Origin of the sequence: Mesorhizobium sp. M0772 (genome assembly GCF_040320135.1) — a bacterium.
Taxonomy (GTDB): domain Bacteria; phylum Pseudomonadota; class Alphaproteobacteria; order Rhizobiales; family Rhizobiaceae; genus Mesorhizobium.
In genome coordinates this window covers 13,318-40,013 of record NZ_JAMYPB010000049.1, presented here as the reverse complement: position 1 = coordinate 40,013, position 26,696 = coordinate 13,318, and the positions used below count along the sequence as shown (strand labels likewise).

Sequence of the window (26,696 nt, the reverse complement as noted above, 5' to 3'; positions counted from 1 at the left end):
GAGCCGGACCAATGCAAAAGATTAGAAAAGGCGACAAGGTCGTCGTGCTGGCCGGCAAGGACAAGGGCCGTTCGGGCGAAGTCCTTTCGGTTCAGCCGAAGGAAGACACCGCGCTGGTGCGCGGCGTCAACATGATCCGTCGTCACCAGAAGCAGTCCCAGTCCCAAGAGGGCGGGATCATCACCAAGGAAGCGCCGATCCAGCTGTCGAACATCGCGCTGGCCGACCCCAAGGATGGCAAGCCGACCCGCGTCGGCTTCATCTTCCAGAAGGACGGCAAGAAGGTGCGCGTCGCCAAGCGCTCGGGAGAAGTCATCAATGGCTAAGGCTCAAACCACGAAGCCCAAGGCTGAAAGCAAACAGTCCAAGGCCCAGAACACGCCGCGCCTCAAGCAGGTCTACAACGAGACCATCCGCAAGGCGCTGCAGGAGCAGTTCGGTTACGAGAACGAGATGCAGGTTCCGCGCATCGACAAGATCGTGCTGAACATGGGCGTCGGCGAAGCGACCGCGGATTCGAAGAAGCCTTCGATCGCGGCCGAAGACCTGGCGATGATCGCCGGCCAGAAGGCCGTCGTCACCCGCGCCCGTAATTCGATCGCCGGCTTCAAGGTCCGCGAGAAGATGCCGATCGGCGCCAAGGTCACGCTGCGCAAGGAACGCATGTACGAGTTCCTCGACCGTCTCGTGAACATCGCACTGCCGCGCGTCCGCGACTTTCGCGGACTGAATCCGAAGAGCTTCGATGGCCGTGGCAACTACGCCATGGGCATCAAGGAACACATCGTGTTCCCGGAGATCAACTACGACAAGGTTGATCAGATCTGGGGCATGGACGTCATCGTTTGTACGACTGCGAAGACGGACGACGAAGCCAGGGCGTTGCTCAAGGCCTTCAACTTCCCCTTCCGCCAGTAACGGCAGCGAGAAAAGGAAAAATCTGAAATGGCAAAGACCAGCTCAGTCGAGAAGAACAACAGGCGCCGCAAGCTTGCCGACCAGTACGGTCCCAAGCGCGCAGCGCTCAAGGCGATCATCATGGACCAGTCCAAGCCGATGGAAGAGCGTTTCCGCGCTCAGCTGAAGCTTGCTGCCCTGCCGCGCAACTCGGCCAAGATCCGCATCCGCAACCGCTGCGAAGTTACCGGCCGTCCGCGCGCCTATTATCGCAAGCTCAAAGTATCGCGCATCGCGCTTCGTGATCTCGGCAATAACGGCCAGATCCCGGGCCTGGTCAAGTCGAGCTGGTAAGGAGGACATAACATGTCATTGAGCGATCCTCTCGGCGATATGCTGACCCGCATCCGCAACGCGTATGGCCGCAAGAAGTCGAGCGTTTCGACGCCGGCCTCGCGCCTGCGTACCCGCGTCCTCGACGTGCTGAAGGCTGAAGGCTATATCCGCGACTACAGCCAGACCGACTTCGACAACGGCAAGTCCGAAATCGAAATCGAGCTGAAGTATTTCGACGGTGCTCCGGTCGTGCGCGAAATCGCCCGCGTCTCGAAGCCTGGCCGCCGCGTTTACGTTTCGGCCAAGTCGATCCCGCACGTCGCCAACGGCCTCGGCATCGCCATCCTTTCGACGCCGAAGGGCGTGATGGCCGATCACGAAGCACGCGAACAGAATGTCGGCGGCGAAATCCTCTGCCAGATTTTCTAATTCGGCAGACCTGAAACAAGAGAAGTGACGAGGACAACCAAATGTCTCGTATTGGAAAGAAACCCGTTTCGCTGCCGCAGGGCGTGACCGCGACCGTCAACGGCCAGACCGTGACGGCGAAGGGCCCCAAGGGCGAGCTGAAGTTCGTGGTGAACGACGAAGTGCTGGTCAAGATGGAAGGCAGCGAAATCGCTGTCCAGCCGCGCGACCAGACCAAGACTGCCCGCTCCAAGTGGGGCATGTCGCGCACGCAGATCGTCAACATCCTGCAGGGCGTCAAGGACGGTTTCGAGAAGAAGCTCGAGATCACCGGCGTCGGCTATCGCGCGGCACTTCAGGGCAAGAACCTGCAGCTCGCGCTTGGCTTCAGCCACGACGTCGTTTACGAGACGCCGGCCGGCATCACGATCACTGTGCCGAAGCCGACGGAAATCACCGTGACCGGCATCGACAAGCAGCAGGTCGGCCAGGTTGCAGCCGAGATCCGCGAGTATCGCGGTCCCGAGCCCTACAAGGGCAAGGGTGTCCGCTATGCCGGCGAGAAGATCGTCCGCAAGGAAGGCAAGAAGAAGTAGTAGGCTTGGCCCCGAAAAGTTGCAGACTTTTCGGAAAAGGCCAAGCCAAAGAAGTTTAACGCCGCGGGGAGCGGTCGCGGGTGGCGCTTTCGCCTACCGCACATGGCGGCCCCCGTTTTTTGAAGGCAAGGAAGACTATCATGGCTACCAAGGAATCCATCCAGCGCCGCGCGCAGCGCGTCCGCCGCCAGATCAAGAAGGTCGCCGGCGAACGTCCGCGTCTCTCGGTTCACCGCACGTCGAAGAACATCTACGTGCAGGTCATCGACGACGCCAAGGGCCATACCATCGCGGCTGCATCGACACTCGAGAAGGACCTCAAGGGTTCGCTCAAGACCGGCGCCGACACCGAGGCAGCAGCCGCTGTTGGCAAGCTGATCGCCGAGCGCGCTTCGAAGGCCGGCGTCAAGGAAGTCGTCTTCGACCGCGGCGCCTACATCTATCACGGCCGCGTCAAGGCGCTGGCCGAGGCTGCCCGTGAAGGCGGTCTGAGCTTCTAATTGCCTGATCCCGAACCGAAGGTCAGCGCAGCAAAAAGTTGCAGACTTTTCGGACAAGATCATGCAAGGAAAAATAGTTCGCCCCCGGTGACCCAAAGAGGCGCACCGGATCTTATCAGCAACCGTGCTTCCGGAAAAAAACAAGGAACAGGATATGGCACAGGAACGTAGGGATGGCGGCCGCGGCCGCGATCGTGAAGAACGCGATGACGGCATGGTGGACAAGCTCGTCCACATCAATCGTGTCGCCAAGGTCGTCAAGGGCGGCCGTCGCTTCGGTTTTGCAGCACTCGTCGTCGTCGGCGACCAGAAGGGCCGCGTCGGCTTCGGTCACGGCAAGGCGCGCGAAGTGCCGGAAGCGATCCGCAAGGCAACCGAGTCGGCCAAGCGCGACATGATTTTCGTGCCGCTGCGCTCTGGCCGCACGCTGCACCACGACGTCGAAGGACGCTGGGGTGCCGGACGCGTGCTGCTGCGCGCTGCCAAGCAGGGTACCGGCATCATCGCCGGCGGCCCGATGCGCGCTGTCTTCGAGACGCTCGGCATGCATGACGTGGTCGCCAAGTCGATGGGTTCGTCGAACCCCTACAACATGGTTCGCGCCACGTTCGACGCGCTGAAGAGCCAGATGCATCCCAAGGATGTGGCTGCTGCGCGCGGCATCAAGTATTCGACCCTTCAGGCCCGCCGCGGCACCGCCGTTGCGGCTGAAGAATAGTCGATCTGACCAGGGATTTTGACCATGGCCAAGAAAGCAACCAAGACCATCACCGTTGAGCAGATCGGTTCGCCGATCCGCCGCCCGAAGGAACAGCGCGCAACGCTGGTCGGCCTCGGCCTCAACAAGATGCACAAGCAGCGCACGCTGGAGGACACTCCCTCGGTGCGCGGCATGATCGCTGCCGTCCAGCATCTCGTCCGCGTCGTGGACGAGGGCTGAGCAAAAGCGCAGGAGAACCCAGATGAAACTCAACGATCTGCGTGACAAGGACGGCGCGACGCACTCCAAGAAGCGTCTCGGCCGTGGCATCGGCTCCGGCTCGGGCAAGACCGGCGGTCGCGGCGTCAAGGGCCAGAAGGCGCGCTCCGGCGTTGCCATCAACGGCTTCGAGGGCGGCCAGATGCCGCTCTATCGGCGCCTGCCGAAGCGTGGCTTCAATAACATCTTCGCCAAGAGCTTTGTCGTCGTGTCGCTGGCTCGTATCCAGACGGCGCTCGATGCCAAGAAGCTCGACGCCAAGGCGACCGTGACGGCCGAGGCACTCGTTGCCGCCGGCGTCATCCGCCGCGTCAAGGACGGCGTGCGCATCCTCTCGGACGGCGAGCTCAAGGCAAAGCTTGCCTTCGACGTCGCCGGCGCCTCCAAGGCCGCGATCGAGAAGATCGAAAAGGCCGGCGGTTCGGTCAAGCTGCCGGAAGCGGCAGCGGAGTAACGGCAATTTGAAGCGCGGCCGGCAGGAACGGTATCCGTTTTTGTTCACGATTGCGCTTTGATCCAATCAATTAGGCGGCCGCGTCAACGCGGCCGCTTGCATGTTTAGAGCCCGGAGCTTATCTCGTGAGCTTCGGTGCCACGCGCCGCCTGAGCTGCGGGCATCGAGCGTGACATACAAATCAAAGAAGTAGCGCATGACGTTGTCCGAAAACCGCTTCACACTTTTCGGCATCATGCTCTAGCGGAGAATCAGGCATGGCTTCGGCTGCTGAACAACTAGCCTCGAATCTGAACTTTGCGGCTTTCGCCAAGGCGGAGGACCTGAAGAAGCGAATCTGGTTCACCGTCGGCGCGCTGCTCGTCTATCGCCTCGGCACCTATATCCCGCTGCCCGGCATCAATCCGGATGCATTCGCGCAGGCCTTCTCTTCGCAGGCCAAGGGCGTGCTCGGCATGTTCAATATGTTCGCCGGCGGCGCCGTGCAGCGCATGGCGATCTTCGCGCTCGGCATCATGCCTTACATCTCAGCCTCCATCATCATGCAGCTGATGACCTCGGTCATTCCGTCGCTGGAAGCGCTGAAAAAGGAAGGCGAGCAGGGCCGCAAGGTCATCAACCAGTACACGCGCTACGGCACGGTGCTCTTGGCGCTGGTGCAGGCCTACGGCATTTCAGTGGGCCTGGAAGGCGGCAACGGCATCGTCAACGATCCCGGCATGTTCTTCCGCATCTCGACCGTCGTCACGCTGGTTGGCGGCACCATGTTCCTGATGTGGCTGGGCGAGCAGATCACCGCCCGCGGCATCGGCAACGGCATTTCGCTGATCATCTTTTCCGGCATCGTCGCCGGCCTGCCGCGCGCCATCTCCGGCACGCTGGAGCTCGGCCGCACCGGCGCCCTATCGACCGGGCTGATACTCGCGATCATCGTGCTGGCCATCATCGTCATCGCGCTGATCGTGTTCTTCGAGCGCGCGCAGCGCCGCCTGCTGATCCAGTATCCGAAGCGCCAGGTCGGCAACCGCATGTTCCAGGGCGATACCTCGCATCTGCCGCTGAAGCTCAACACGTCGGGCGTCATTCCGCCGATCTTCGCGTCGTCGCTGCTTTTGCTGCCGGCAACGGTCGCTGGCTTCTCGCAGACGACAAACCTGCCGGCATGGGCAAGCACCGTGCTCGCCTCGCTCGGCCACGGCCAGCCGCTCTACATGCTGTTCTATGCGGCAATGATCGTGTTCTTCGCCTTCTTCTACACGGCCATCGTGTTCAATCCGAAGGACACCGCCGACCAGCTCAAGAAGCATTCCGGCTTCATTCCGGGCTACCGTCCGGGTGAGCGCACCGCCGATTACATCGACTATGTCCTGACGCGCATCACCGTCGTCGGCGCCATCTATCTGGTGCTGGTGTGCCTGCTGCCCGAGTTCCTGATTTCGGCGACTGGCGTACCATTCTACCTCGGTGGCACATCGCTTCTGATCGTGGTCAGTGTAACCCTCGATACGGTGGCGCAGATCCAGGGTCACCTGATCGCGCACCAGTATGAGGGCCTGATCAAGAAGTCGAAGCTGCGCGGGGGGAAGAAGGCCAGATGAGATTGATATTGCTTGGGCCGCCAGGAGCGGGCAAGGGGACGCAAGCACAAAGACTGGTAGAAAAATACGGCATACCGCAGCTGTCGACGGGCGACATGCTGCGGGCCGCCGTACAGGCCGGCACTGAAGTCGGCAAGCGCGCCAAGGCGGTGATGGATGCCGGCGAGCTGGTTTCCGACGCCATTGTCAACGCGATCGTGGCCGAGCGCATCGACCAGCCCGATTGCACCAACGGTTTCATCCTCGACGGATATCCGCGCACGCTGGTGCAGGCTGATGCGGTTGAATCGATGCTCGCCGAGCGCGGCATTGGCCTCGATGCCGTGATCGAGTTCGTCGTCGACGACAAAGCGTTGGTCGGCCGCATCGTCAAGCGCGCCGACGACGCCAAGGCCGCCGGACAGCCGGTGCGCAAGGACGACAATCCGGTGGTGTTCGAAGAGCGCCTGCGGGAATATTACAAGAAGACGGCGCCGCTGATCGGCTATTATTACGCCAAACGCTCGCTTAGGAGTGTCGACGGCATGGCTCCTGTCGACACCGTGACGGCGGAGATTGAAGCGCTGCTCGCGGCGGTGACGCGGGAGACCGTTACGGTAAAGTAAAGATTGCGCTTGACTGGAACGGTTCGCTGGGTTATGGCGGCCCGTCTTCCTATCAGGCATGAGGCTTGCTTGTCCGCAAGGGCAAGGCAGCCGCATTGAAACTAGGGAACTCCCGCAAGGGCCGGCCTCCACCGGACGCGGGGTAATTTGAACAGCGCCGCGCATGCCTTGTTTTGAAGGCCGGCCGGTCCCACATGGAGAAAGAAGAATATGGCTCGTATAGCCGGCGTCAACATTCCGACCAACAAGCGCGTCGTCATTGCGCTTCAGTACATTCACGGCATTGGCAAGAAGTTCGCCCAGGAGATCGTCGACAAGGTCGGCATCCCGGCCGAGCGCCGCGTCAACCAGTTGACCGACGCGGAAGTGCTGCAGATCCGCGAGACCATCGACCGCGACTACCAGGTCGAAGGCGACCTGCGCCGCGAAGTGTCGATGAACATCAAGCGTCTCATGGACCTCGGCTGCTACCGCGGTCTGCGTCACCGCCGTTCGCTGCCGGTTCGCGGCCAGCGCACGCACACCAATGCACGCACCCGCAAGGGCCCGGCCAAGTCGATCGCCGGCAAGAAGAAGTAAGTGAGCGATAGCGAGTGGCTATTAGCGAGTAGGGGTTCCCTATTCGCTGGTCCCTGCTCACTACTCGCTTTCAAAGGTGGAGCCGCTGGCATTACGGCGGTGTAGAGATCAACTGAAAGGACTATCATGGCCAAGGAAGCCGCTCGTGTTCGCCGTCGCGAACGCAAGAACATCTCGTCGGGCGTTGCCCACGTCAATTCGACCTTCAACAACACGATGATCACCATCACCGACGCGCAGGGCAATTCCATTGCCTGGTCGTCGGCCGGTGCCCAGGGCTTCAAGGGTTCGCGCAAGTCGACCCCGTTTGCCGCCCAGATGGCTGCCGAAGACGTCGCCAAGAAGGCCCAGGAACACGGCATGCGCATGCTCGAAGTCGAGGTCTGCGGACCCGGCTCCGGTCGTGAATCGGCGCTTCGCGCCCTGCAGGCTGCCGGCTTCACCATCACCTCGATCCGTGATGTGACGCCGATCCCGCACAATGGCTGCCGCCCGCGCAAGAAGCGCCGCGTCTAAGACATTACCGAACGCCGCGTGAGCGCCTCAAGGCGCTCCTCCACGGCACTCCAGGTCGCCCGCCACGATTGGATGGTGGCGGGTCAACGGAAGGAAAGCATCATGATCCAGAAAAATTGGCAGGAACTGATCAAGCCGAACAAGATCGAGTTCTCGTCGAAGAAGAAGACGCTGACCACGCTGGTCGCCGAGCCGCTCGAGCGCGGCTTCGGCCTGACGCTCGGCAACGCGCTGCGCCGCGTGCTTTTGTCTTCGCTGCGCGGTGCGGCTGTCACCGCCGTGCAGATCGACGGCGTTCTGCATGAATTCTCGTCGATTGCCGGCGTGCGTGAGGACGTGACCGACATCGTCCTCAACATCAAGGAAATCGCCATCCGCATGGAAGGCGATGGTCCCAAGCGCATGGTCGTTCGCAAGCAGGGCCCGGGTGCGGTTCTGGCTGGCGACATCCAGACGGTTGGCGACGTCGAGATCCTCAACCCGGACCACGTCATCTGCACGCTGGACGAGGGCGCTGAAATCCGCATGGAATTCACCGTCGACACCGGCAAGGGTTACGTGCCGGCCGACCGCAACCGCGCCGAAGACGCGCCGATCGGCCTGATCCCGGTCGACAGCCTGTATTCGCCGGTCAAGAAGGTCTCCTACAAGGTCGAAAATACCCGCGAGGGCCAGGTTCTCGACTATGACAAGCTGACCATGACCATCGAGACCGACGGTTCGATCTCGGGCGAGGACGCGGTGGCATTCGCTGCCCGCATCCTGCAGGACCAGCTTGGCCTGTTCGTCAATTTCGACGAGCCGCAGAAGGAAGTCGCCACCGAAGCCGTCACAGAGCTCGCCTTCAACCCGGCGCTGCTCAAGAAGGTCGACGAACTCGAGCTTTCGGTGCGTTCGGCCAACTGCCTGAAGAACGACAACATCGTCTACATCGGCGATCTCATCCAGAAGACCGAAGCCGAGATGCTGCGCACCCCGAACTTCGGCCGCAAGTCGCTGAACGAGATCAAGGAAGTGCTCGCGGCGATGGGCCTGCACCTCGGCATGGAAGTGCCGGACTGGCCGCCGGAAAACATCGAAGACCTCGCCAAGCGTTACGAAGACCAATATTGAGCATGAATTTCCAAGGATCGGCGGCGTGAGCCGCTCGATCCGACGGTCATGCGGAAAACCATCAGAGGCCACGGCCTCTTGAACAACTGAAGAAGGAAAAGAGCCATGCGCCACGGTTTTAAAGGCCGCCGCTTCGCCCGAAGCATTAGCCATCGCAAGTCGATGTTCGCCAACCTCGCCGTGTCGCTGCTCGAGCACGAACAGATCGTCACCACCCTGCCGAAGGCGAAGGATCTGCGTCCGATCGTCGAGAAGCTGGTGACGCTCGGCAAGCGCGGCGACCTCCATGCGCGCCGCCAGGTGATTGCCCAGATCGGCAATGAAGGCGTCGTCAAGCGTCTGTTCGACACGATCGCGCCGCGCTACGCCACCCGCAATGGCGGCTATCTGCGCATCATGAAGGCGGGCTTCCGCCACGGCGACAATGCCGCCATGGCGGTCATCGAGTTCGTCGACCGTGACACCGACGCCAAGGGCGCCGGCGACCGCGCTCGCCTCGAAGCTGAAGGCACCAATGAGGAAACCGCGGCCGCATAAGGCTGGGGGTTTCTGGATGAATTCAAAGGGGCCTTCGGGCCCCTTTTTGTTACCAGCGTCCTACGTTTAGCGAGCCTTACGTTTAGCGAGCAAGCGTCAGGTAGTCGCGACCGCTAAGCAGATTCCAATTGAAGGCGCCGGGGATCTCTTCGAACGCCGGTTGGGGATAGGAATAGATACTGTCGAGGGTGGCGCGGGAATCGATATCGCTGACCACTTGCGACACGGTGGAATTGGCCAGGTATTTTTGGGCGTCCCCATCTTCGATGAAGTCTGTATCAACTCGGAAATGAATCTGAATGGGACCCGCGCAGATGTTCAGCAAGATATCGTCGCTCAAGGCGGCGTAGAAAACCGCTGCCTCTTCTGGAGCCCAAAGGCCGGCAGCCAGGAATTCCGAAGGCTTCGTCTCTCCACTGAACCCATCCAATGAGAGCACAAGGCGATCGGTGAGAACCTCAAAATCACCTTCGAGATAGCCGCTTCTTCGATCTGAAACCAGTTCATCCAATGAGGTGCTTCTTCATCAAAGGAAATTTCGAGCTTTCCGAAAGTCCAATAGACCGGAATCGTCTCTGCATGTTCCGTGATCCAGCCGTCAGGCGGACCTAGCATACTGGCGATGTCGATCATTTTCAGAGAAGGGAAAACAGGCCCAAAAGTGCCGGTCTTCAAAAAGTCACGGAATGACAGGAGTTGTTTTTTCATGAAGGTCGACGCAGGTTTTCAGTTTCAAGCCGACCTATAGCTGCTTTGCGGGCCAGAATAATCAGATTTCAGGGGCTTAGCCTTTCATTTTGCACAATCGTCGGGACAATGGCGCCCGACCTGGAGGATTCGGAATGCACTTCAAACGGCTGTTTCTTGTTGCCCTTTGCGCGCTGGCCGCCTTTGCCGCGGCACCGGCCGTGAAAGACGCCCTGGCCGAGGACGCCGCCAAGCCAGCCGATCCGGGGCTCTCCGATGTGCTGACCGACCTCTTGCATGGCGTCGAGGGCGAGAACGGCACCTCCGGTCCCGACAAGCGCGTGCCGTTCGGCCGCGAAGAGGTGCAGCTGTCGTTTGCGCCCCTGGTCAAGCAGACGGCGCCGGCCGTGGTCAATGTCTATGCGTCGCAGACGGCCAAGGTCACGTCGCCCTTTGACGGCGATCCGTTCTTCGAGGAATTTTTCGGCCGCGCGCAGCCGCGCGCGCAATCCTCGCTCGGCTCGGGCGTGCTGGTCGACCCGAGCGGCGTCGTCGTCACCAATTTCCACGTGATCAAGGATGCCGACGAGGTCAAGGTCGCGACCGCCGACGGGCGCGAATTCACCTCGAAGGTCATGCTCAAGGACGAGACGCTCGACCTCGCCGTGCTCAAGATCACCTCCGACAAGCCGTTTCCGGTGATCGCCATCGGCGATTCCGACGCGCTCGAGGTCGGCGACCTGGTGCTGGCCATCGGCAATCCGTTCGGCGTCGGCCAGACCACCACCAGCGGCATCGTTTCGGCGCTTGCCCGCAGCCATATCGGCGTTTCGGATTCGGGCTACTTCATCCAGACCGACGCCGCCATCAATCCCGGCAATTCCGGCGGCGCGCTGATCAACATGGGCGGCCAGCTGGTCGGCATCAACACCGCCATCTACAGCCGCAGCGGCGGCTCGATCGGCATCGGCTTTGCCATCCCCGCCAACATGGTGCGTGCCTTCGCCGACGCGGCCAAGGCCGGGCTCGATTTCTTCGAGCGGCCCTATATAGGCGCCGAATTCGAAGCGGTCACACCGCAGATCGCCGAATCGCTCGGCATGGAGAAGCCGACCGGCGCGCTGGTGTCGTCGGTTGAGGAAGCCGGACCGGCGGCCAAGGCAGGGCTGAAGCCCGGCGATGTCGTGCTGCAGCTCAATGGCACGACGGTCGAAGGCATCGAGGCGCTGGATTACCGCATGGCGACCCTGTCGATCGGCACCAAGGCGACCTTCGCCATCCTGAGCAAGGGCCAGCAGGCGACGATGGAGATTGCACTGGAGCGCGCGCCGGAAGGCGCCAAGGCGTCGGAAGTGACCCTGCATGGCCGCAGCCCGTTCTCCGGCGCCAAGGTCGCGGAACTGTCGCCCAGGCTCGCCCAGCGGCTCGGCCTGCGCACCGACCTCAAGGGGGTCACCGTGGTCGACATCAACCGCGATTCGCCGGCCGCCGATTTCGGCTTCCAGCCGGGCGACATCGTGCGCGAGGTGAACGGCACGACGGTCGATACGGCGGCGACACTGGCGCAGCTTGCCCAGCAGGATACACGCTGGTGGCGCTTTACCGTCGAGCGCGGCGGGCAGATACTGCGCCAGGTGTTGCGTTACTGAGGCGATCTTCCCATTTCTGAGGATCGTGCTCCAACCAGAAGACCTAGATGGCCGATCTGTTCAGCGTCGATGAACCGGAAAGAGCGCCGCCCGGCCGGCCTTTGGCCGATCGGCTGCGCCCGAAAAACCTTGGCGAGGTCGTCGGCCAGGAGCATCTGACCGGCCCCGACGGCGCACTGACGCGGCTCATCAACTCCGGTTCGCTCGGCTCGATGATTTTCTGGGGGCCACCCGGCACCGGCAAGACCACCGTGGCGCGGCTGCTGGCCGGCGAGACCAGCCTTGCCTTCGAGCAGATCTCAGCGGTGTTTTCCGGCGTTGCCGATTTGAAGAAAGTGTTCGAGGCGGCAAAGCTGCGTCGCACCAATGGCCGCCAGACGCTGCTGTTCGTCGACGAGATCCATCGCTTCAACCGCGCCCAGCAGGATTCGTTTCTCCCGGTCATGGAGGACGGCACCGTCGTGCTGGTTGGCGCCACGACCGAAAATCCGTCCTTCGAGCTGAACGCCGCGCTTTTGTCGCGCGCGCGGGTACTGGTGTTTCACTCGCTGGGCGAGGACAGCATCGCCAAGCTGATGACGCGCGCGGAGGAGACGGAGGGCAGGGCGCTGCCGCTCGACGAAGAGGCGCGGGCGATGCTCATCCGCATGAGCGATGGTGACGGCCGGGCCTCGCTGACGCTGGCCGAGGAAGTCTGGCGCGCCGCCAAACCCGGCGAGGTTTTCGATCCCGAAGGGCTGCAGCGCATCGTCCAGCGCCGCGCGCCGATCTATGACAAGGGCCAGGACGGTCACTACAATCTGATCTCCGCGCTGCACAAATCGGTGCGTGGGTCCGACCCGGACGCGGCGCTTTATTATCTTGCCCGCATGTTCGACGCCGGCGAGGATCCACTCTATCTCGGCCGCCGGCTGGTGCGCATGGCGATGGAGGATATCGGGCTCGCCGACCCGCAGGCGCTGGTTATCGCCAACGCCGCCAAGGACGCCTACGACTATCTCGGCTCGCCCGAAGGCGAACTGGCCTTCGCCGAGGCCACCGTCTATCTCGCCACCGCGCCCAAATCCAACGCCGTCTATACCGCCTTCAAGGCAGCCACGCGGGCGGCGAAGGAGTTCGGTTCGCTGCTGCCGCCCAAGCACATCCTCAACGCGCCGACCAAGCTGATGAAAGAGGAGGATTACGGCGCCGGCTACCGCTACGATCACGACCAGCCCGATGCTTTTTCCGGCCAGGACTATTTCCCCGAAAAGATGGGCCGGCAGACCTTTTACGATCCGCCCGAACGCGGCTTCGAGCGCGATATCAAGAAACGGCTGGACTATTGGGCAAAGCTGCGCAGCGAGCGGGAAAAATAGGTGCGCGGGACAAACGTGACGAACTCGGCCTGCCCGCGATGAACTGAAATTCTGTCCCCGCCAGTCACAGCAGTGTGATTGTACCGCATGACAAAAAGCCCTATCACGTCGCATGACTCGGCCGGGAGGCTGCCAGGACGGGCGATAATTCGGAACGGGGACAGCGCGCCGCGCGAACAGAAATGACAAAATCCCTTCGCAAGACGCTTCGCCAGGCTGTGATTGCTGTCCCGCTGCTCGCGCTCGGCTTCTATTTCATTCCGATCCTGACCACGATCTGGATCGTCTGCGGCCTGATCGATGTGCTGCGCAACGCCAACAAGGATCTGTCGCTGTTGCGCGGCTATTTCCTCGGCAATGGCATCTTCACCTGGCTGCTGTCGCCCTTCAATCTGCTGGTGGACCTCGTTTGCTACAGGAACCCGGGCGTGTGGAAGCTGGAGCAGTTTCCCGCCGATTATCAGCGCGAGGTCAACGAGGTTCTTGACGTCTTCAAGGCGCGCAAGGACGAGATCATCGCCGATATCGACGCCAATTTCGGCACCGGTCGTCGCGGCATGTATGTCTATCAGTGGTACGGCAAGCACCGGATCGACAATGTCGCGGAATTCAACAAGGATTTCAAATACATCAAGACCATTGCCGTATCTGTCTTCAGAGGCAAGGAATCGACTTCCTGGCATTTCGGACCGCTGCGGCTCAGCCTGCGCATCCTCTACAATCTCTTGCCGGTGAAGGCAGAGGTTTTCGTCGAATGCAACGGCGCGAGGAATTACTGGCACGACAACCCGCTCTATATTTTCGACGACACGCTGCTGCACCGCTCGGTCAACGAGTATGACGGACGCCGCTACTGCGTGTTCATGGACATCATCCGCCCGTCGCCGTTCCCCGGCTTCATCGCCGGACTTCTGGCCATCGTTTCGGTAACCGTCGAGCGCATCAATTCCATGTTCTACAAGAACTGGAAGATGATCGGCTCGAGCAAGGCAAAGAAGGTCGAGACGACCTGAGGCGTTGGCCTGAAGGGATTGACCGCACTGCCTTGGCCGGGCAGTAAACGGGCATGTTCAATCTGCTTCTTGTTGTGGTCGGCGGCGGCATCGGCGCCGGCATCCGCCACCTGACCAACATCGGCGCCTTGCGCCTCGTCGGCCCCAACTACCCCTGGGGGACGATGGCGATCAACATCGTCGGCTCCTTTGCCATGGGGCTGTTCGTCGCCGCGCTGATGCGGCGCGGCGGTTCCAATGAGCTCCGGCTGTTCGTCGCCACCGGCGTCCTTGGCGGCTTCACCACCTTCTCCGCCTTTTCGCTCGATTTCGCGACCCTATGGGAGCGCGGAGCGACGCTGCCGGCGTTGGGATATGCGCTGGCCAGCGTCGTTGGCGCCATTATTGCCCTGTTTCTGGGACTTTGGCTCGCAAGAACCGTTTCATAGTGTTATTGCCCCGACCTGGAGCACGCCGCATCCTTTGGACGCGCTGCAGAAACTTTGATCTTGCGCATGATCCTTTCCGAAGGCCGGAGTAGATTTTCGGGGTCACGCGTTAGAAACGGATAAAGCGAAAATCATGGCAGGCGTAGAACAGATCACGGTGGAGGCCGGCGAGGCGGGCATGCGGCTCGATCGCTGGTTCAAGACCCATTTCCCCGGCCTCGGCTTTGGCCATCTGCAGAAGTTGCTGCGCTCGGGCCAGATCCGCGTCGATGGCAGCCGGGTCAAGGCCGACAGCCGTGTCGAGCCCGGCCAGGTGGTGCGTGTGCCGCCGCTCGAGGTCGACAAGAAGGGCGAGAGTGCGCTTACGGGTTACTCGATCCGCAACCAGGGCGACGCCGATGTGCTGGCCAAGATGCTGATCCACGAAGATCCAAAAGTCTTCGTCTTCAACAAGCCGGCGGGCCTGGCGGTGCAAGGCGGCTCGGGCGTCACCCGCAATGTCGACGACATGCTGGAGGCCTGGCGCAGCCAGAAGGGCGAGAAGCCGCGCCTGGTGCACCGGCTCGACCGCGACACGTCGGGCGTGTTGGTGGTTGCCCGCACCAGGCTTGCGGCGATGAAGCTTTCCGAGTCATTCCGGGCGCGCGAGACCAAGAAGACCTATTGGGCGCTGGTCAAGGGCGTCCCGCCCAAGCGTGAGGACAAGATCTCGACCTGGCTGATCAAGGAGCCGACCGAGGACGGCGACCGCGTGCGCGTGGCAGCCCATGGCGAAAAGGGCGCCGACCACGCCGTGTCCTACTATCGCATCATCGAGCAGGCGGCTCAGACGATGACCTGGCTGGAAATGGAGCCGTACACTGGCCGCACCCACCAGCTGCGCGTTCATGCCGCCTATATCGGCTGCCCGATCCTTGGCGACCCCAAATATTTCGAGGCCGACACCAACTGGGACTTTCCGGGCGGCATTCAAAACCGCCTGCATCTGCATGCGCGCCGCATCGTCATTCCGCACCCGGACAAGGGCATCATCGACGTCACCGCGCCGATGCCGCCGCATATGCGCCAGAGCTGGAACCTCATCGGCTTCGACGACGCCAGCGCGGAGGACTGACATTGGTCGTTGCCTCGGCATTGGATCGCCGCGATGCGGTCGATCTGGCGGCTGCTTCCATCATGGTCGGGTTGACCTTTTCCTGGGGGCTGAACTACGTCGCCGCCAAGATCTCCTCTGCCGGCTTCGATCCGGTTTTCGTCTCGATCGCACGTTCGATCATCGGCGGGCTCTGTGTGCTCGGCTGGTGCTGGCTGCGCGGCATCAGGCTGTTTAAGGCCGACGGGTCGCTTGTCGCCGGCATCATCGTCGGCGTGCTGTTCGGCGTCGAGTTCCTGTGCCTCTATATCGGGCTGGAATACACGACCGTTGCCCGCAACACGCTGCTGGTCAACACCATGCCGTTCTGGGTCCTGATCGGCGGCCATTTCCTGCTCGGTGAGCGTATCAACGCGCGCAAGCTTGGCGGGCTCGTTCTCGCCTTCTGCGGCCTGGTGGCGGTGTTTTCAGACGGGATTGCCGGCGGCACCGACGTGACCTTGATGGGCGATCTGCTCAGCCTCGGCTCCGGTATCCTGTGGGCGGCGACCAGTATCGTCATCAAGCGTTCGAAACTGGTCGAGACCAGTGCCGAGAAATTGCTGCTTTATCAGCTGGCCGGTGCGGCCATTGTCGGTGTCCTGGTGATGCCTTTCGCCGGCCCGCCGATCCGCGCGGTCAGTGCCTTGCCGGCATTGGCGCTGCTGTTCCAGTCGCTCTATATAGTTGCCTTCACCTATGTGCTGTGGTTCTGGCTGCTCAGGCGCTATCCGGCATCGGCCCTGTCGAGCTTCGCTTTCCTGTCGCCGGTGTTCGGCGTCCTCTGCGGCGCTATCATTCTGGGCGAGGCGCCGACGACCAGGATCTTTGTGGCGCTTGGGCTGATCGCTGTCGGCCTGATCATCGTCAACCGGCCGGCGCGCAAGCAGGTACCTGGATAGAAAGTTCGACCATGCGTGACATCCTCAACGACCTCGAAGCGGGAAAGCATCTGTCCGATCCGGATCCGGTGCGCCGCGCGCAGATCCAGATGAAGACGCACCTGCCGAAGCGCTTCTACAAGGACGTGTCGGTCGCAGCTGTGGAAGACGGTTTTGCCGTCCATCTCGACGGCAAGCCGGTGCGCACGCCGGGCAAGGCGCTGCTGGCGCTGCCGACCGAGAAGGCCGCCGCCCTGGTCGCCAATGAGTTCGCTGCACAGGGCGAGACCATCGACCCGGTCACGATGCCGGTGTTGCGTCTGGTCAACACCGCCATCGACGGCGTCGCCAGCGACCCGCAGGCGGTGCTGGAGGACGTCTTGCGCTTTGCCTCGTCCGATCTGACCTGCTACCGCGCCGACGCGCCGCAGGGGCTGGTCGAGCGGCAGAACCAGCATTGGGATCCGGTGATCGACTGGGCGAGGGTGACATTAGGGGCTCGGTTCAACCTCGCCGAGGGCATTATCCATGTCGAACAGCCGCGCGAGAGCATCGCAGTGCTCGGCGCCCATCTTGCCCAGCGTGCCGAGCCGCTGCGGCTGGCCGCAATCCATGTCATGACTTCGCTGACCGGGTCGGCGCTGCTGGCGCTGGCGGTCGATTACGGCGCGCTCGATGGCGACGCGGCTTGGGCCGCCGGCCATGTCGACGAGGACTGGCAGATCGAGCATTGGGGCCAGGATGCCGAGGCTGTCGCACGCCGCTCGGCCCGCAAGCGCGACATGATGGCGGCCGTCGGCCTGCTCGATGCGCTGAAGACCTGATCCTCGGCCTTTTGCCGCACTGCACCTAATACCAAAGTCATAAACCCAAGGTCTGTCTGCCTCCGGCGGTCGCTTTCTGTCATTTTTTACGCTGATGGCTGGTTTGAGTCGCGTTCAAAGGGAACGCCGACGATGACGCCCAGCGTCGAAGGCAGACGATTCACGGGAGGACAGTTCAATGGCATTGGCATCGACCGCCGGCGGAGCCAGCCGCGGCATGACACGAGAGGAGAAGAAGGTCATCTTCGCCTCCTCGCTGGGCGCGGTTTTCGAATGGTATGATTTCTATCTCTACGGAGCGTTGGCCGGCGCGATCGGCTTGACCTTCTTCAACTCGTTTCCCGAAAGCACCCGCTACATCTTCACGCTGCTGGTCTTCGCTGCCGGCTTCATCGTGCGCCCGTTCGGCGCGCTGGTGTTCGGCCGCATCGGCGATCTCGTCGGCCGCAAATACACATTCCTTGTCACCATCATGATCATGGGTCTGTCGACTTTCCTTGTCGGCCTGCTTCCGGGCTCAGAGACACTGGGCATTCTGGCGCCGATCCTGTTGATCGCGCTTCGCATGCTGCAGGGCCTGGCGCTTGGCGGCGAGTACGGCGGCGCCGCGACCTATGTCGCGGAACATGCGCCGGACGACCGTCGCGGCTTCTACACCTCATGGATCCAGACGACGGCGACGCTCGGCCTTTTCCTGTCGCTGATTGTCATCCTGCTGGTGCAGAATTCCGTAAGCAAGGACGCCTTCAACGCCTGGGGATGGCGCATTCCGTTCCTGGTCTCGGCTATCCTGCTCGGCATTTCGGTCTGGATCCGGCTGTCGCTTTCGGAATCGCCGACCTTCCTGCGCATGAAGGAAGAGGGCAAGAGTTCCAAGGCGCCGCTGTCGGAAGCCTTCGGCCAGTGGAAAAACGCCAAGATCGCCATCCTGGCGCTGTTCGGCCTCACCGCCGGTCAGGCCGTGGTATGGTACAATGGCCAGTTCTATGCACTGTTCTTCCTGGCCAATGTGCTCAAGGTCGACGCGCAGTCGGTCAACATCATGATCGCCATTGCGCTGGCACTCGGCACGGGCTTCTTCGTCTTCTTCGGCTGGCTGTCCGACAAGATCGGCCGCAAGCCGATCATCATGGCCGGCCTTGCGCTGGCGGTCGTCACCACTTTCCCGCTGTTCAAGGCGTTGACCTGGGCCGCCAATCCGGCGCTCGCCACCGCGCAGCAGAACACGCGCGCCACGGTGACGGCGGCGCCGGGAGACTGCAACTTCCAGTTCAACCCGACCGGCACGCGCGTGCCGGTCAGTTCGTGCGATATCGCGACCGACTTCCTTGCCAAGAACTCGGTGCCTTACGACATCGTCTCGACGGCGGCGGCGGGGACCCCGGCGAGTGTCATGATTGGCAGCGAAACCGTGGCGTCTTATGATGCCAAGGCCGCGGGCGACAAGAAGGCTGCCAGCGACGCTGCCTTCAAGAAGGGTATCAACCTCGCGCTTCAGGGTGGCGGCTATCCGCTGAAACGTGCTGCCGCCAAGGTTGCCGACCAGAAGCTCGACGCCTTTGTCGCGGCCAATCCTGAACTGAAGCTCGATGCGGCGGCCATCCGCGCCGGCGAGAAGACCGCAGTCCCGACCGAACAGGCGATCAAGGACAAGGTGCTGACCAAGGATGAGGCCGCGGGCGCCACCGAGGTGACCGTTTACAGCGTTCCGGCAGCGGGCGCGTTCGCGATGTTTGCCGACCCCGCACAGGTCAACTGGGCCAAGGTCATCGGCATCCTGTTCATCCTGGTCCTCTACGTGACCATGGTCTACGGGCCGATCGCGGCGATCCTGGTCGAGATGTTCCCGACACGCATCCGCTACAGCGGCATGTCACTGCCCTATCACATCGGCAATGGTTGGTTCGGCGGCCTGCTGCCCGCGATCGTGTTCGCGTTCAGCGCCTACAAGGGCGATATCTACTATGGCCTTTGGTATCCGGTGGTGATCGCGGCGGTGACGCTGATCATCGGCATGATCTTCGTCAGGGATACGCTCGGCACCGACCTGCATACCAAGCAGTAGCCGACGGCCCTGTATCAAACAAAAAACCCGGCGCGAGCGATCGCGCCGGGTTTTTGATTTGTGGGCCTGTTCGATCTATCAGCGCGGAAGACGCCTAGCTCTTGCGAGGCTGTTCGGCCTCCGCAATGGCGGCCTCATGATACCAGGCCTCGCCATGGTGAAGCGGGTGATCGCGCAGCGAAGCAAGCTCTGCCGCAAACTTGGCCTTTACGCCTAAATTTGAGGCACCCGCACGCGCTGCCACCGGGAACATCAGGATTTTGGCCGACGGACGGGCTGAGGTGATTTCCATGGTCGGTCTCCTTTCTTCTGGAGAGGCTCTTCGATTCATCTTTCCATCAAGGTAGGTCCTGCAATCCTTTTAGGCAAGATGCCTAAAGAAAGATCGGCATTTGCCTGTTATTTAAGCAAATTCTGCCTTTGATTGATCCGGGCGCATTGCTTAGGCGGCTTGCCATCACCGGCGGGATGAAAGGCATTTTTGCCGCACCCTGACCAACTGATCTGGCACACGGTTTGCATTTTATCGACCGGCAGCTGGGCTGCTGGATGGCTCGGCGCGCCGGCGTCATCCAGGTTCGGTGATCAAGCAACGAGAGGCTCTAGAATGACGAAATACAAGCTCGAGTATATCTGGCTCGATGGTTACACGCCGGTCCCCAATCTTCGCGGCAAGACCCAGATCAAGGAGTTCGCCGAGTTCCCGACGCTCGAGCAGCTGCCGCTGTGGGGCTTCGACGGTTCTTCGACGCAGCAGGCCGAAGGCCACAGCTCCGACTGCGTGCTGAAGCCGGTCGCCGTATTCCCGGACCCGGCCCGCAGCAATGGCGTGCTGGTGATGTGCGAAGTGATGATGCCAGATGGCGTGACGCCGCATGTGTCCAACAAGCGCGCCACCATCCTCGACGACGAGGGCGCCTGGTTCGGCTTCGAGCAGGAGTATTTCTTCTACAAGGACGGCCGTCCGCTCGGCTTCCCCGAGAGCGGCTATCCGGCGCCGCAGGGCCCGTACTACACCGGCGTCGGCTATTCGAATGTCGGCCCGATCGCGCGCCAGATCGTCGAGGAGCATCTCGACCTTTGCCTCGCAGCAGGCATCAACCATGAAGGCATCAACGCCGAAGTGGCTAAGGGCCAGTGGGAATTCCAGATTTTCGGCAAGGGCTCCAAGAAGGCCGCCGACCAGATGTGGATGGCCCGTTATCTCTTGCAGCGCCTGACCGAAAAATACGAGATCGACATCGAGTATCACTGCAAGCCGCTTGGCGACACCGACTGGAACGGTTCGGGCATGCACGCCAACTTCTCGACCGCCTATATGCGCGAAGTCGGCGGCAAGGCCTATTTCGAAGCGCTGATGGCTCAATTCGACAAGAACCTGATGGACCACATCGCCGTCTACGGCCCGGACAATGACAAGCGCCTGACCGGCAAGCATGAGACCGCGCCGTGGAACCGCTTCAGCTACGGCATCGCCGACCGCGGCGCCTCGATCCGCGTGCCGCATTCCTTCGTCAACAATGACTACAAGGGCTACCTGGAAGACCGCCGCCCGAACTCGCAGGGCGACCCCTACCAGATCGCTTCGCAGATCCTGAAGACCATCGCGGAGGTTTCGACCAGCGCCCAGGTTTCGGCGGCCGCCTAAGCATCTATAGCGGCGCAGGCTTCGTAAGCCTGCGCCGTAGCCTGCTGCTACCACGTCTACGGTCTGCTATTGGTCAAACAAAAACCCCGGCGTCTGAACTGACGCCGGGGTTTTTCCTTGTCGCTGAGGCTTATCGTTCAGACCGAATAGTACATGTCGTATTCGACCGGATGCGGGGTCATTTCGAAGCGCATCACTTCGGCCATCTTGAGCTCGATGTAAGAGTCGATCTGGTCGTCGTCGAAGACGCCGCCGGCTTTCAGGAAGCCGCGGTCCTTGTCCAAGCTTTGCAGCGCTTCGCGCAGCGAACCGCAGACGGTCGGGATCTTCTTCAGTTCCTTCGGCGGCAGGTCGTAGAGATCCTTGTCCATCGGCTGTCCCGGGTGGATCTTGTTCTTGATGCCGTCGAGGCCGGCCATGAGCATGGCGGCGAAAGCGAGGTAGGGGTTCGCGCCTGGATCGGGGAAGCGGACCTCGACGCGCTTGGCTTTCGGGGACGAGCCGAACGGAATGCGGCACGAGGCCGAACGGTTGCGCGCGGAGTAGGCGAGCAGCACCGGGGCTTCATAGCCAGGTACAAGGCGCTTGTAGGAGTTGGTCAGCGGGTTGGTGAAGGCGTTGATCGCCTTGGCGTGCTTGATGATGCCGCCGATGTAGAACAGGCACGACTCCGACAGGCCGGCATATTCATTGCCGGCGAAGGTCGGCTTGCCGTTCTTCCAGATCGACTGGTGGACATGCATGCCCGAGCCGTTGTCGCCGAAGATCGGCTTCGGCATGAAGGTGGCCGTCTTGCCATAGGCGTTGGCGACCTGGTGCACGACATATTTGTAGATCAGCATCTTGTCGGCGTTGCGGACCAGCGTGTCGAACTTGATGCCGAGCTCGTGCTGGGCAGCGGCAACCTCGTGATGGTGCTTTTCGACGCGCACGCCCATTTCGGCGAGCACGGTCAGCATTTCGGAGCGCATGTCCTGCGCGCTGTCGATCGGCGGCACAGGGAAGTAGCCGCCCTTGACGCGCGGGCGGTGGCCGAGATTGCCGGTCTCGTAGTCGGTGTCGTCGTTGGACGGCAGTTCGGTCGAGTCCAGCTTGAACCCGGTGTTGTAGGGATCGGCCTTGTACTTGACGTCGTCGAAGACGAAGAACTCGGCTTCGGGGCCGACATAGATGGTGTCGCCGATGCCTTCGGCCTTCATGTAGGCCTCGGCCTTCTTGGCGGTGCCGCGCGGATCGCGGTTGTAGGATTCGCCGGAGACCGGATCGAGAATGTCGCACAGGATGACCATGGTCGACTGGGCGAAGAACGGATCCATGTGGACGGTGTCCGCATCGGGCATCAGCACCATGTCGGACTCGTTGATCGCCTTCCAGCCGGCGATCGAGGAGCCGTCGAACATGACGCCGTCGGCGAACATGTCTTCCTCGACCTCGATGACATCCATCGTCACGTGCTGCAGCTTGCCCTTCGGATCGGTGAAGCGCAGGTCGACGAATTTCACGTCGTTGTCCTTGATCTGCTTCATGATGTCTTTGGCTGTCGTCATGTCGTTTCTTCCCTGTGTGATGACGTTTCGAGGAGACGTTAATCTGAAATCAGAAAGCTCAGACGGCGTCCATCCCCGTTTCGCCGGTACGGATGCGAACGACCTCCTCGATGTTGGAGACGAAGATCTTGCCGTCGCCGATGCGGCCGGTCTGCGCCGCCTTGCGGATGGCTTCGATGGCGCCTTCAACGGCGTCGTCGCCCAGCACGACTTCGATCTTCACCTTGGGCAGGAAGTCGACGACATATTCGGCGCCGCGATAGAGTTCGGTATGGCCTTTCTGGCGGCCAAAGCCCTTGGCCTCGGTCACGGTAATGCCTTGCAGACCGGCCTCCTGAAGCGCTTCCTTCACTTCGTCTAGCTTGAACGGCTTGATGATCGCTTCGATCTTTTTCATGTAAAAAGTGGCCTCCACTGCCAAAAAAACGGGTTGTGCGCCCCGCTTGCGCCTCCATCAAGCACGAACTGTGCCAATTTCAGCCCACGCGAAGCGGTTTCGCGCAATTCCAATGCCGCGCCGCGCCGGGATGCACATTCGCGTCATCCTCTGCTTCGGCTGCGGCAAAGCTGCCCGAAGCCTACACATTGCCGCTTCGGGCGTCTGCACGATAATTAGGCAGATTGCGCATTTTGCAGGCCCGCGCGGATCCGTGGCACCAGTCTGCGAAAGGATTGGCCGCACGCCAACGCAGCACCTGGCCGTTTGCTTCGAATCCGAAACTGGACAATGCTCGATAGGGACAAAGGGGTCGGCCTTGAACGAAATGCGGATCGGCAATCCATGAGCAATGAAGTCCTGTCGCCGGCCGAGATGGGCGAGGCCGACCGGCTGGCGATCGCGGCCGGTCCGCTCGACGGCTATGGCCTGATGCAGCGCGCCGGCGAAGCGGTCGCTGCTGTGGTCCTGGCACGCTATCCCGCAGCAAGCCGCGTGCACGTGCTGTGCGGCCCCGGCAATAATGGTGGCGACGGCTATGTTGTAGCGCGGTTGCTGGCCGAGGCTGGTGTGAATGTGGCGCTCTGGGCCGAAGGCAAGCAGAAGCCCGGGAGTGATGCGGCGCGAGCTTCCGAGGCCTGCAATCTGCCGGTCGAGCACATCGGACACTGCTACCCGGAACCGGGTGAAGTCGTCGTGGACGCGCTCTATGGTGCGGGATTGTCGAAGAAGATATCCCTGCATGCCTCTGCCGTCTCAGGATTGGCCGCGGCGGAGCGCGTGCCTGTGGTGTCAATCGATCTGCCTTCTGGTGTGTCGGGCGAGACCGGCTTGAGCAACGCTTATTTCAAGGCCGACGTGACGGTGACGTTCGTGCGGAAAAAGCCCGGCCATCTGCTGATGCCGGGGCGCAGCCTCTGCGGCGAGATCATCATCGCCGATATCGGCATTCCGGATGCGATCGTCGATGAGTTCAAGATCAAGACGTTCGAGAACACGCCTGATTTCTGGCTATACAGTTTTCCGAAAACGGCGGTCGATACACATAAGTATAAGCGCGGCCACGTCAGCGTCTTTTCCGGCGGGCCGAGCGCGACAGGTGCGGCGCGGCTGTCGGCGATGGCTGCAGCCAGAGCCGGGGCAGGGGCGGTGACCGTGCTCTCGCCTGAAAATGCCATGCAGGTAAACGCCGCGCATCTGACATCGATCATGCTGCGCGAGGCCGGTTCGATGGAGGAAGTGCAGGAATTTTTGTCGGCGAGGCACCCCGAAGTACTTGTGTTCGGACCAGGGCTCGGGCCGAAACCCAAAGTGGGGGATTTCGCGTTGCAATTGATCGCGACGGTCGCTGACCTAAACCGCACGTCGACGAGTTCATTCGGAATTCAGCGCCCTGCCATTGTCTTGGATGCTGACGCCATCACGTCATTGGCGCATCAGCCTCAGGCCCTGTTCGACGCCGCGCTGCTCCCGTGGGCGCCGGTATTGGTGCTGACGCCGCATGAAGGCGAATTCGCCAGACTTTTTCCCGACATCGCGAAGGACAAGAAGCAGTCGAAACTCGCCAAGGCGCGCGCAGCCGCTGAACGAGCCAACGCCATCATGGTCTACAAGGGCGCCGACACCGTCATCGCGGCGCCGGACGGCCGCGCGGTGATCAACGCCAATGGTGCACCATGGCTCGCCACCGCCGGTTCCGGCGACGTGCTGGCGGGCATTGTCGCCGCGCTGCTGGCGCAGGGCATGCAGGCATTCGAGGCCGCCTGCGCAGCGGTCTGGATCCATGCCGAGGCCGGCAGCCGCTTCGGACCGGGTCTGATCGCCGAGGATCTGCCGCTGGCGCTGGTGCCGGTGCTGCGTGAACTTGTCGAGGCACGGCAGAAGGTGCCGATCGGATGAAGCGTTTCGCGCTCGCCATTGCAGCCATCATCGCGCTGTTCGCCTCGCATGGCGTGCGCGCTGAGCAGCCGGTGACCATCGTCGACGATCCGGCGGTGCTCGCCGCCCTCGATGCCAAGGGGTTTGGCTTCGCCGGCATTTTCGCCGTCGACGGCGCGGACGATCTGAAGACGCTCTACAGTGAGGTGCCGGCCTATCGTGCTGTTGTCGACATGGTGGCGGCCGATATTGCCACGCTGCGGGCCGAGATAAAGGCCGGCGGGCGCACGCTCTACGAGGTGACCGACGGCAATGTCGGCCGCATCATGGATATGCGCTGGCTGAAGACCGAGGCCGCGCGCTTCCGCCTGGTCGGCGTCGTCAACCGGCTGGACCGGCGTGACTTCACCGCGCTGCAAGGCGACAAGAGCTGTGGCGAGGTGCGCTTCATCTATCGCCTGGCCTACAGTTTCCGCAAGAACGGCAAGGTTTTGGCATCGCGGCTGCCATTCAATTTCAACGCCGTCTACAGCGTGGCGCCGGATGCCGATGGCGGCTGCGTCGGCGTTGCCGGGCGCTGGACACCGCAGATCGACGAAAACGTCGATGCCGGCTGGCTGGCCGGCGGGCCGCTGGCACCGGAGGAACTGACGTTCAAACAGCTCGAACTCAACGCGCAGGTGGTGCGCTTTCCCTCGGGCCAGGAGACCGAGTTCGGCGGGCAGGCGGCCTATCTGATGCGGATCTTCGGTATCGATGGCGCTGCCATCAGCGAGAAGCCGCTGGAGAATACGCCAGACGTCGCGCGGCTCTCCGACGATGCTGCACTCAAGAAAAGGCTCGCCGACTATGTCATCGCCAATGTCGCGGCGGTCGATCTCGGCGTCTACGAAATCCCCGACGAATTCCTGGCGAAGAAAATCATTTCGTGGTCGACCTTCGGCAGCGCGAGACAGGCCAACCATCCGTTCACGCCGCTGTTCCAGCCAGTGGATTTCGCCGGCCTGGACTATGCGGCGCTGAAACTGGTGCGGACACCGGAGGCGCTGGTCGAGCGGCTGGACAATGGCGCCTGCCAGGGCTGCCACCAGGCGGGCTCGACGGCCGGCTTTCACTTCATCGGCCTCGACGACAAAACGACGTCGCCTCTCAACCGGATCGAGGTCGGCATCTCGCCGCATCTCCATGCCGAGATTGCGCGACGTGAGGCATGGCTGCGCGCGACCGAAGAAGGCAAGGAGCCGAACCGCTACCGGCCGCTGTCCTTTGCGCCGCCGGCGACATGGACCGATGCCGGCGATGTCGACTACGCCCCGGCCGAGATGGCGATGCCGTGCCTGATGCCGGATGATGCAAAACGCTTCGGCGCGACTTGGCAATGCGGTGGCGGCACCGTCTGCACGCCGCTGGCGACGGCCTCAGGCGTGCGCACCACGCTGGCGCAATGTCTGTTGCCCAAGGACAGTCCAAAGATGTTTTCGGGCCATCCCTGCCTGACCGGGTCGATCGCCAGCAACCCGTCTCAGCCGTTCAACGACCGCTACAAGATCACCGGCCAGTTCGCTGCTTTTGCGCCGACCTTTTCGCGGACCGCCTACACCTGCCGGCCACCGAAAATCGGCGTACCGGCAGGCATCGCTTATCGCGGCTGCGACGACAAGGACCGCAGCTTCGCCGCCTTCAAGACGGGCAAGCCGATGCCATCGGAAATTTGCGGCATGGTCGGCGGCAAGAAATTCGACACCTGCGTCGCCACCAACAATTTCGACCAGTGCCTCGGCGGCGCGGTCAACCGCGGCAACCGTCCCGCATGTTCGGCCGATCATTTCTGCCGCGAGGATTATATGTGCCAGTCGCTGCCGCCGGACACGCCGGGTGCTGTCAAGGTGAAAGGCATTGGTTATTGCTCTCCGACGTATTTCATCTTCCAGATGCGCATCGACAATCACGCAACGCCTTGGGCGAGCGCGACCAGCGCCCCCAGGGATGCGGGGTTCGGGGCGGCGGAAGAGGAGTGAGCCTGGGAGTTGGG

The 26,696-nt window shown here is 62.0% G+C and carries 30 protein-coding genes; 26 read left to right on the top strand and 4 right to left on the bottom strand.

Translation table 11 applies throughout. The annotated features are described in order from the left end of the window. The first annotated feature begins 11 nt into the window (after positions 1–11). The 15 genes from rplX to rplQ all read left to right on the top strand — a co-directional run bounded on the left by rplX (position 12) and on the right by rplQ (position 9,118). Positions 12–326, top strand: a complete 315-nt coding sequence (gene rplX, locus NKI06_RS25290) for a 50S ribosomal protein L24 (RefSeq protein ID WP_013531428.1) — start codon at positions 12–14, stop codon at positions 324–326. Beyond that, entirely contained in the window at positions 319–918 is a 600-nt protein-coding gene (rplE, locus tag NKI06_RS25285; RefSeq protein WP_023672755.1) for a 50S ribosomal protein L5, read from the top strand. Before rplX ends, rplE begins: the two co-directional genes overlap by 8 nt. 27 nt (positions 919–945) lie before the next feature. Next, positions 946–1,251, top strand: a complete 306-nt coding sequence (gene rpsN, locus NKI06_RS25280) for a 30S ribosomal protein S14 (protein WP_010909282.1) — start codon at positions 946–948, stop codon at positions 1,249–1,251. A 12-nt stretch (positions 1,252–1,263) separates the two neighbouring features. Beyond that, positions 1,264–1,662, top strand: a complete 399-nt coding sequence (gene rpsH / locus NKI06_RS25275; RefSeq protein ID WP_006205453.1) for a 30S ribosomal protein S8 — start codon at positions 1,264–1,266, stop codon at positions 1,660–1,662. A 41-nt stretch (positions 1,663–1,703) separates the two neighbouring features. Then, positions 1,704–2,237 carry a 50S ribosomal protein L6 gene (gene rplF, locus NKI06_RS25270; protein WP_023682603.1) on the top strand — a complete coding sequence of 178 codons (534 nt, stop codon included), beginning with the start codon at positions 1,704–1,706 and terminating at the stop codon, positions 2,235–2,237. Between the two features lie 140 nt (positions 2,238–2,377). Then, positions 2,378–2,737 carry a 50S ribosomal protein L18 gene (gene rplR / locus NKI06_RS25265; RefSeq protein WP_023682602.1) on the top strand — a complete coding sequence of 120 codons (360 nt, stop codon included), beginning with the start codon at positions 2,378–2,380 and terminating at the stop codon, positions 2,735–2,737. Between the two features lie 154 nt (positions 2,738–2,891). Beyond that, positions 2,892–3,455: a 30S ribosomal protein S5 gene (rpsE, locus tag NKI06_RS25260; protein WP_006333394.1), complete on the top strand. Its 564-nt coding sequence runs from the start codon at positions 2,892–2,894 to the stop codon at positions 3,453–3,455. Between the two features lie 24 nt (positions 3,456–3,479). Next, complete coding sequence (gene rpmD, locus NKI06_RS25255; RefSeq protein WP_006205449.1) at positions 3,480–3,677, top strand: 50S ribosomal protein L30; 198 nt, start codon at positions 3,480–3,482, stop codon at positions 3,675–3,677. A gap of 22 nt (positions 3,678–3,699) precedes the next feature. Then, complete coding sequence (rplO, locus tag NKI06_RS25250) at positions 3,700–4,170, top strand: 50S ribosomal protein L15 (protein ID WP_023672760.1); 471 nt, start codon at positions 3,700–3,702, stop codon at positions 4,168–4,170. Positions 4,171–4,427: 257 nt separating this feature from the next. Continuing rightward, positions 4,428–5,768 (top strand): preprotein translocase subunit SecY, encoded by a 1,341-nt coding sequence (gene secY, locus NKI06_RS25245; protein WP_023672761.1) that lies wholly within the window; start codon positions 4,428–4,430, stop codon positions 5,766–5,768. Beyond that, positions 5,765–6,373, top strand: coding sequence for an adenylate kinase (locus tag NKI06_RS25240; protein WP_023701778.1), 609 nt, complete (start codon positions 5,765–5,767; stop codon positions 6,371–6,373). The genes secY and NKI06_RS25240 overlap by 4 nt, the downstream gene beginning before the upstream one ends. Before the next feature lie 210 nt (positions 6,374–6,583). Next, positions 6,584–6,952: a 30S ribosomal protein S13 gene (gene rpsM, locus NKI06_RS25235; protein ID WP_006205445.1), complete on the top strand. Its 369-nt coding sequence runs from the start codon at positions 6,584–6,586 to the stop codon at positions 6,950–6,952. Between the two features lie 126 nt (positions 6,953–7,078). Continuing rightward, positions 7,079–7,468 carry a 30S ribosomal protein S11 gene (rpsK, locus tag NKI06_RS25230; RefSeq protein ID WP_006205444.1) on the top strand — a complete coding sequence of 130 codons (390 nt, stop codon included), beginning with the start codon at positions 7,079–7,081 and terminating at the stop codon, positions 7,466–7,468. Between the two features lie 102 nt (positions 7,469–7,570). Next, entirely contained in the window at positions 7,571–8,581 is a 1,011-nt protein-coding gene (locus NKI06_RS25225; RefSeq protein WP_023682599.1) for a DNA-directed RNA polymerase subunit alpha, read from the top strand. A gap of 105 nt (positions 8,582–8,686) precedes the next feature. After that, entirely contained in the window at positions 8,687–9,118 is a 432-nt protein-coding gene (rplQ, locus tag NKI06_RS25220; RefSeq protein WP_023736689.1) for a 50S ribosomal protein L17, read from the top strand. Between the two features lie 82 nt (positions 9,119–9,200). Here the strand turns inward: rplQ and NKI06_RS25215 are convergent, their stop codons facing one another. Next, the gene (locus NKI06_RS25215; protein ID WP_352987534.1) at positions 9,201–9,629 is read right to left on the bottom strand and encodes a hypothetical protein; all 429 of its coding nucleotides are present in this window, start codon (positions 9,627–9,629) and stop codon (positions 9,201–9,203) included. 331 nt (positions 9,630–9,960) lie between these two features. On the opposite strand from NKI06_RS25215, the gene NKI06_RS25210 reads away from it, so the two are divergent. The 8 genes from NKI06_RS25210 to NKI06_RS25175 all read left to right on the top strand — a co-directional run bounded on the left by NKI06_RS25210 (position 9,961) and on the right by NKI06_RS25175 (position 19,155). Further along, a complete protein-coding gene (locus NKI06_RS25210) occupies positions 9,961–11,454 on the top strand; it encodes a DegQ family serine endoprotease (protein ID WP_023736687.1) in 1,494 nt (497 codons plus the stop codon). A gap of 47 nt (positions 11,455–11,501) precedes the next feature. After that, the gene (locus NKI06_RS25205; protein WP_352987533.1) at positions 11,502–12,812 is read left to right on the top strand and encodes a replication-associated recombination protein A; all 1,311 of its coding nucleotides are present in this window, start codon (positions 11,502–11,504) and stop codon (positions 12,810–12,812) included. A 182-nt stretch (positions 12,813–12,994) separates the two neighbouring features. Continuing rightward, entirely contained in the window at positions 12,995–13,825 is an 831-nt protein-coding gene (locus tag NKI06_RS25200) for an aspartyl/asparaginyl beta-hydroxylase domain-containing protein (protein WP_023698807.1), read from the top strand. A gap of 53 nt (positions 13,826–13,878) precedes the next feature. Beyond that, entirely contained in the window at positions 13,879–14,253 is a 375-nt protein-coding gene (crcB, locus tag NKI06_RS25195) for a fluoride efflux transporter CrcB (protein ID WP_023698806.1), read from the top strand. A gap of 133 nt (positions 14,254–14,386) precedes the next feature. Further along, complete coding sequence (locus tag NKI06_RS25190) at positions 14,387–15,367, top strand: RluA family pseudouridine synthase (RefSeq protein WP_023698805.1); 981 nt, start codon at positions 14,387–14,389, stop codon at positions 15,365–15,367. Positions 15,368–15,429: 62 nt separating this feature from the next. Next, on the top strand, positions 15,430–16,287 hold the full coding sequence (locus NKI06_RS25185) for a DMT family transporter (protein WP_502900617.1): 858 nt from the start codon (positions 15,430–15,432) through the stop codon (positions 16,285–16,287). A gap of 11 nt (positions 16,288–16,298) precedes the next feature. Then, positions 16,299–17,090 carry an ATP12 family chaperone protein gene (locus NKI06_RS25180; protein ID WP_023691254.1) on the top strand — a complete coding sequence of 264 codons (792 nt, stop codon included), beginning with the start codon at positions 16,299–16,301 and terminating at the stop codon, positions 17,088–17,090. A 178-nt stretch (positions 17,091–17,268) separates the two neighbouring features. Continuing rightward, positions 17,269–19,155 (top strand): MFS transporter, encoded by a 1,887-nt coding sequence (locus tag NKI06_RS25175; protein WP_023682590.1) that lies wholly within the window; start codon positions 17,269–17,271, stop codon positions 19,153–19,155. 94 nt (positions 19,156–19,249) lie between these two features. Here the strand turns inward: NKI06_RS25175 and NKI06_RS25170 are convergent, their stop codons facing one another. Continuing rightward, the gene (locus tag NKI06_RS25170) at positions 19,250–19,447 is read right to left on the bottom strand and encodes a DUF2735 domain-containing protein (RefSeq protein ID WP_023698802.1); all 198 of its coding nucleotides are present in this window, start codon (positions 19,445–19,447) and stop codon (positions 19,250–19,252) included. Positions 19,448–19,762: 315 nt separating this feature from the next. Between NKI06_RS25170 and NKI06_RS25165 the strand changes: the two genes are divergently transcribed. After that, positions 19,763–20,803, top strand: coding sequence for a glutamine synthetase beta-grasp domain-containing protein (locus NKI06_RS25165; RefSeq protein ID WP_023691256.1), 1,041 nt, complete (start codon positions 19,763–19,765; stop codon positions 20,801–20,803). 137 nt (positions 20,804–20,940) lie between these two features. Here NKI06_RS25165 and glnA read toward each other — a convergent pair whose 3' ends face one another. Then, positions 20,941–22,350 (bottom strand): type I glutamate--ammonia ligase, encoded by a 1,410-nt coding sequence (glnA, locus tag NKI06_RS25160; protein WP_023672775.1) that lies wholly within the window; start codon positions 22,348–22,350, stop codon positions 20,941–20,943. Between the two features lie 58 nt (positions 22,351–22,408). After that, the gene (locus NKI06_RS25155; protein WP_006205430.1) at positions 22,409–22,747 is read right to left on the bottom strand and encodes a P-II family nitrogen regulator; all 339 of its coding nucleotides are present in this window, start codon (positions 22,745–22,747) and stop codon (positions 22,409–22,411) included. Between the two features lie 384 nt (positions 22,748–23,131). Here NKI06_RS25155 and NKI06_RS25150 point away from each other — a divergent pair, with 384 nt between their 5' ends. Both NKI06_RS25150 and NKI06_RS25145 read left to right on the top strand, forming a co-directional pair. After that, the gene (locus NKI06_RS25150; RefSeq protein WP_023691258.1) at positions 23,132–24,685 is read left to right on the top strand and encodes a bifunctional ADP-dependent NAD(P)H-hydrate dehydratase/NAD(P)H-hydrate epimerase; all 1,554 of its coding nucleotides are present in this window, start codon (positions 23,132–23,134) and stop codon (positions 24,683–24,685) included. Continuing rightward, positions 24,682–26,682 (top strand): hypothetical protein, encoded by a 2,001-nt coding sequence (locus tag NKI06_RS25145; protein ID WP_352987531.1) that lies wholly within the window; start codon positions 24,682–24,684, stop codon positions 26,680–26,682. The genes NKI06_RS25150 and NKI06_RS25145 overlap by 4 nt, the downstream gene beginning before the upstream one ends. Positions 26,683–26,696: the final 14 nt, after the last annotated feature.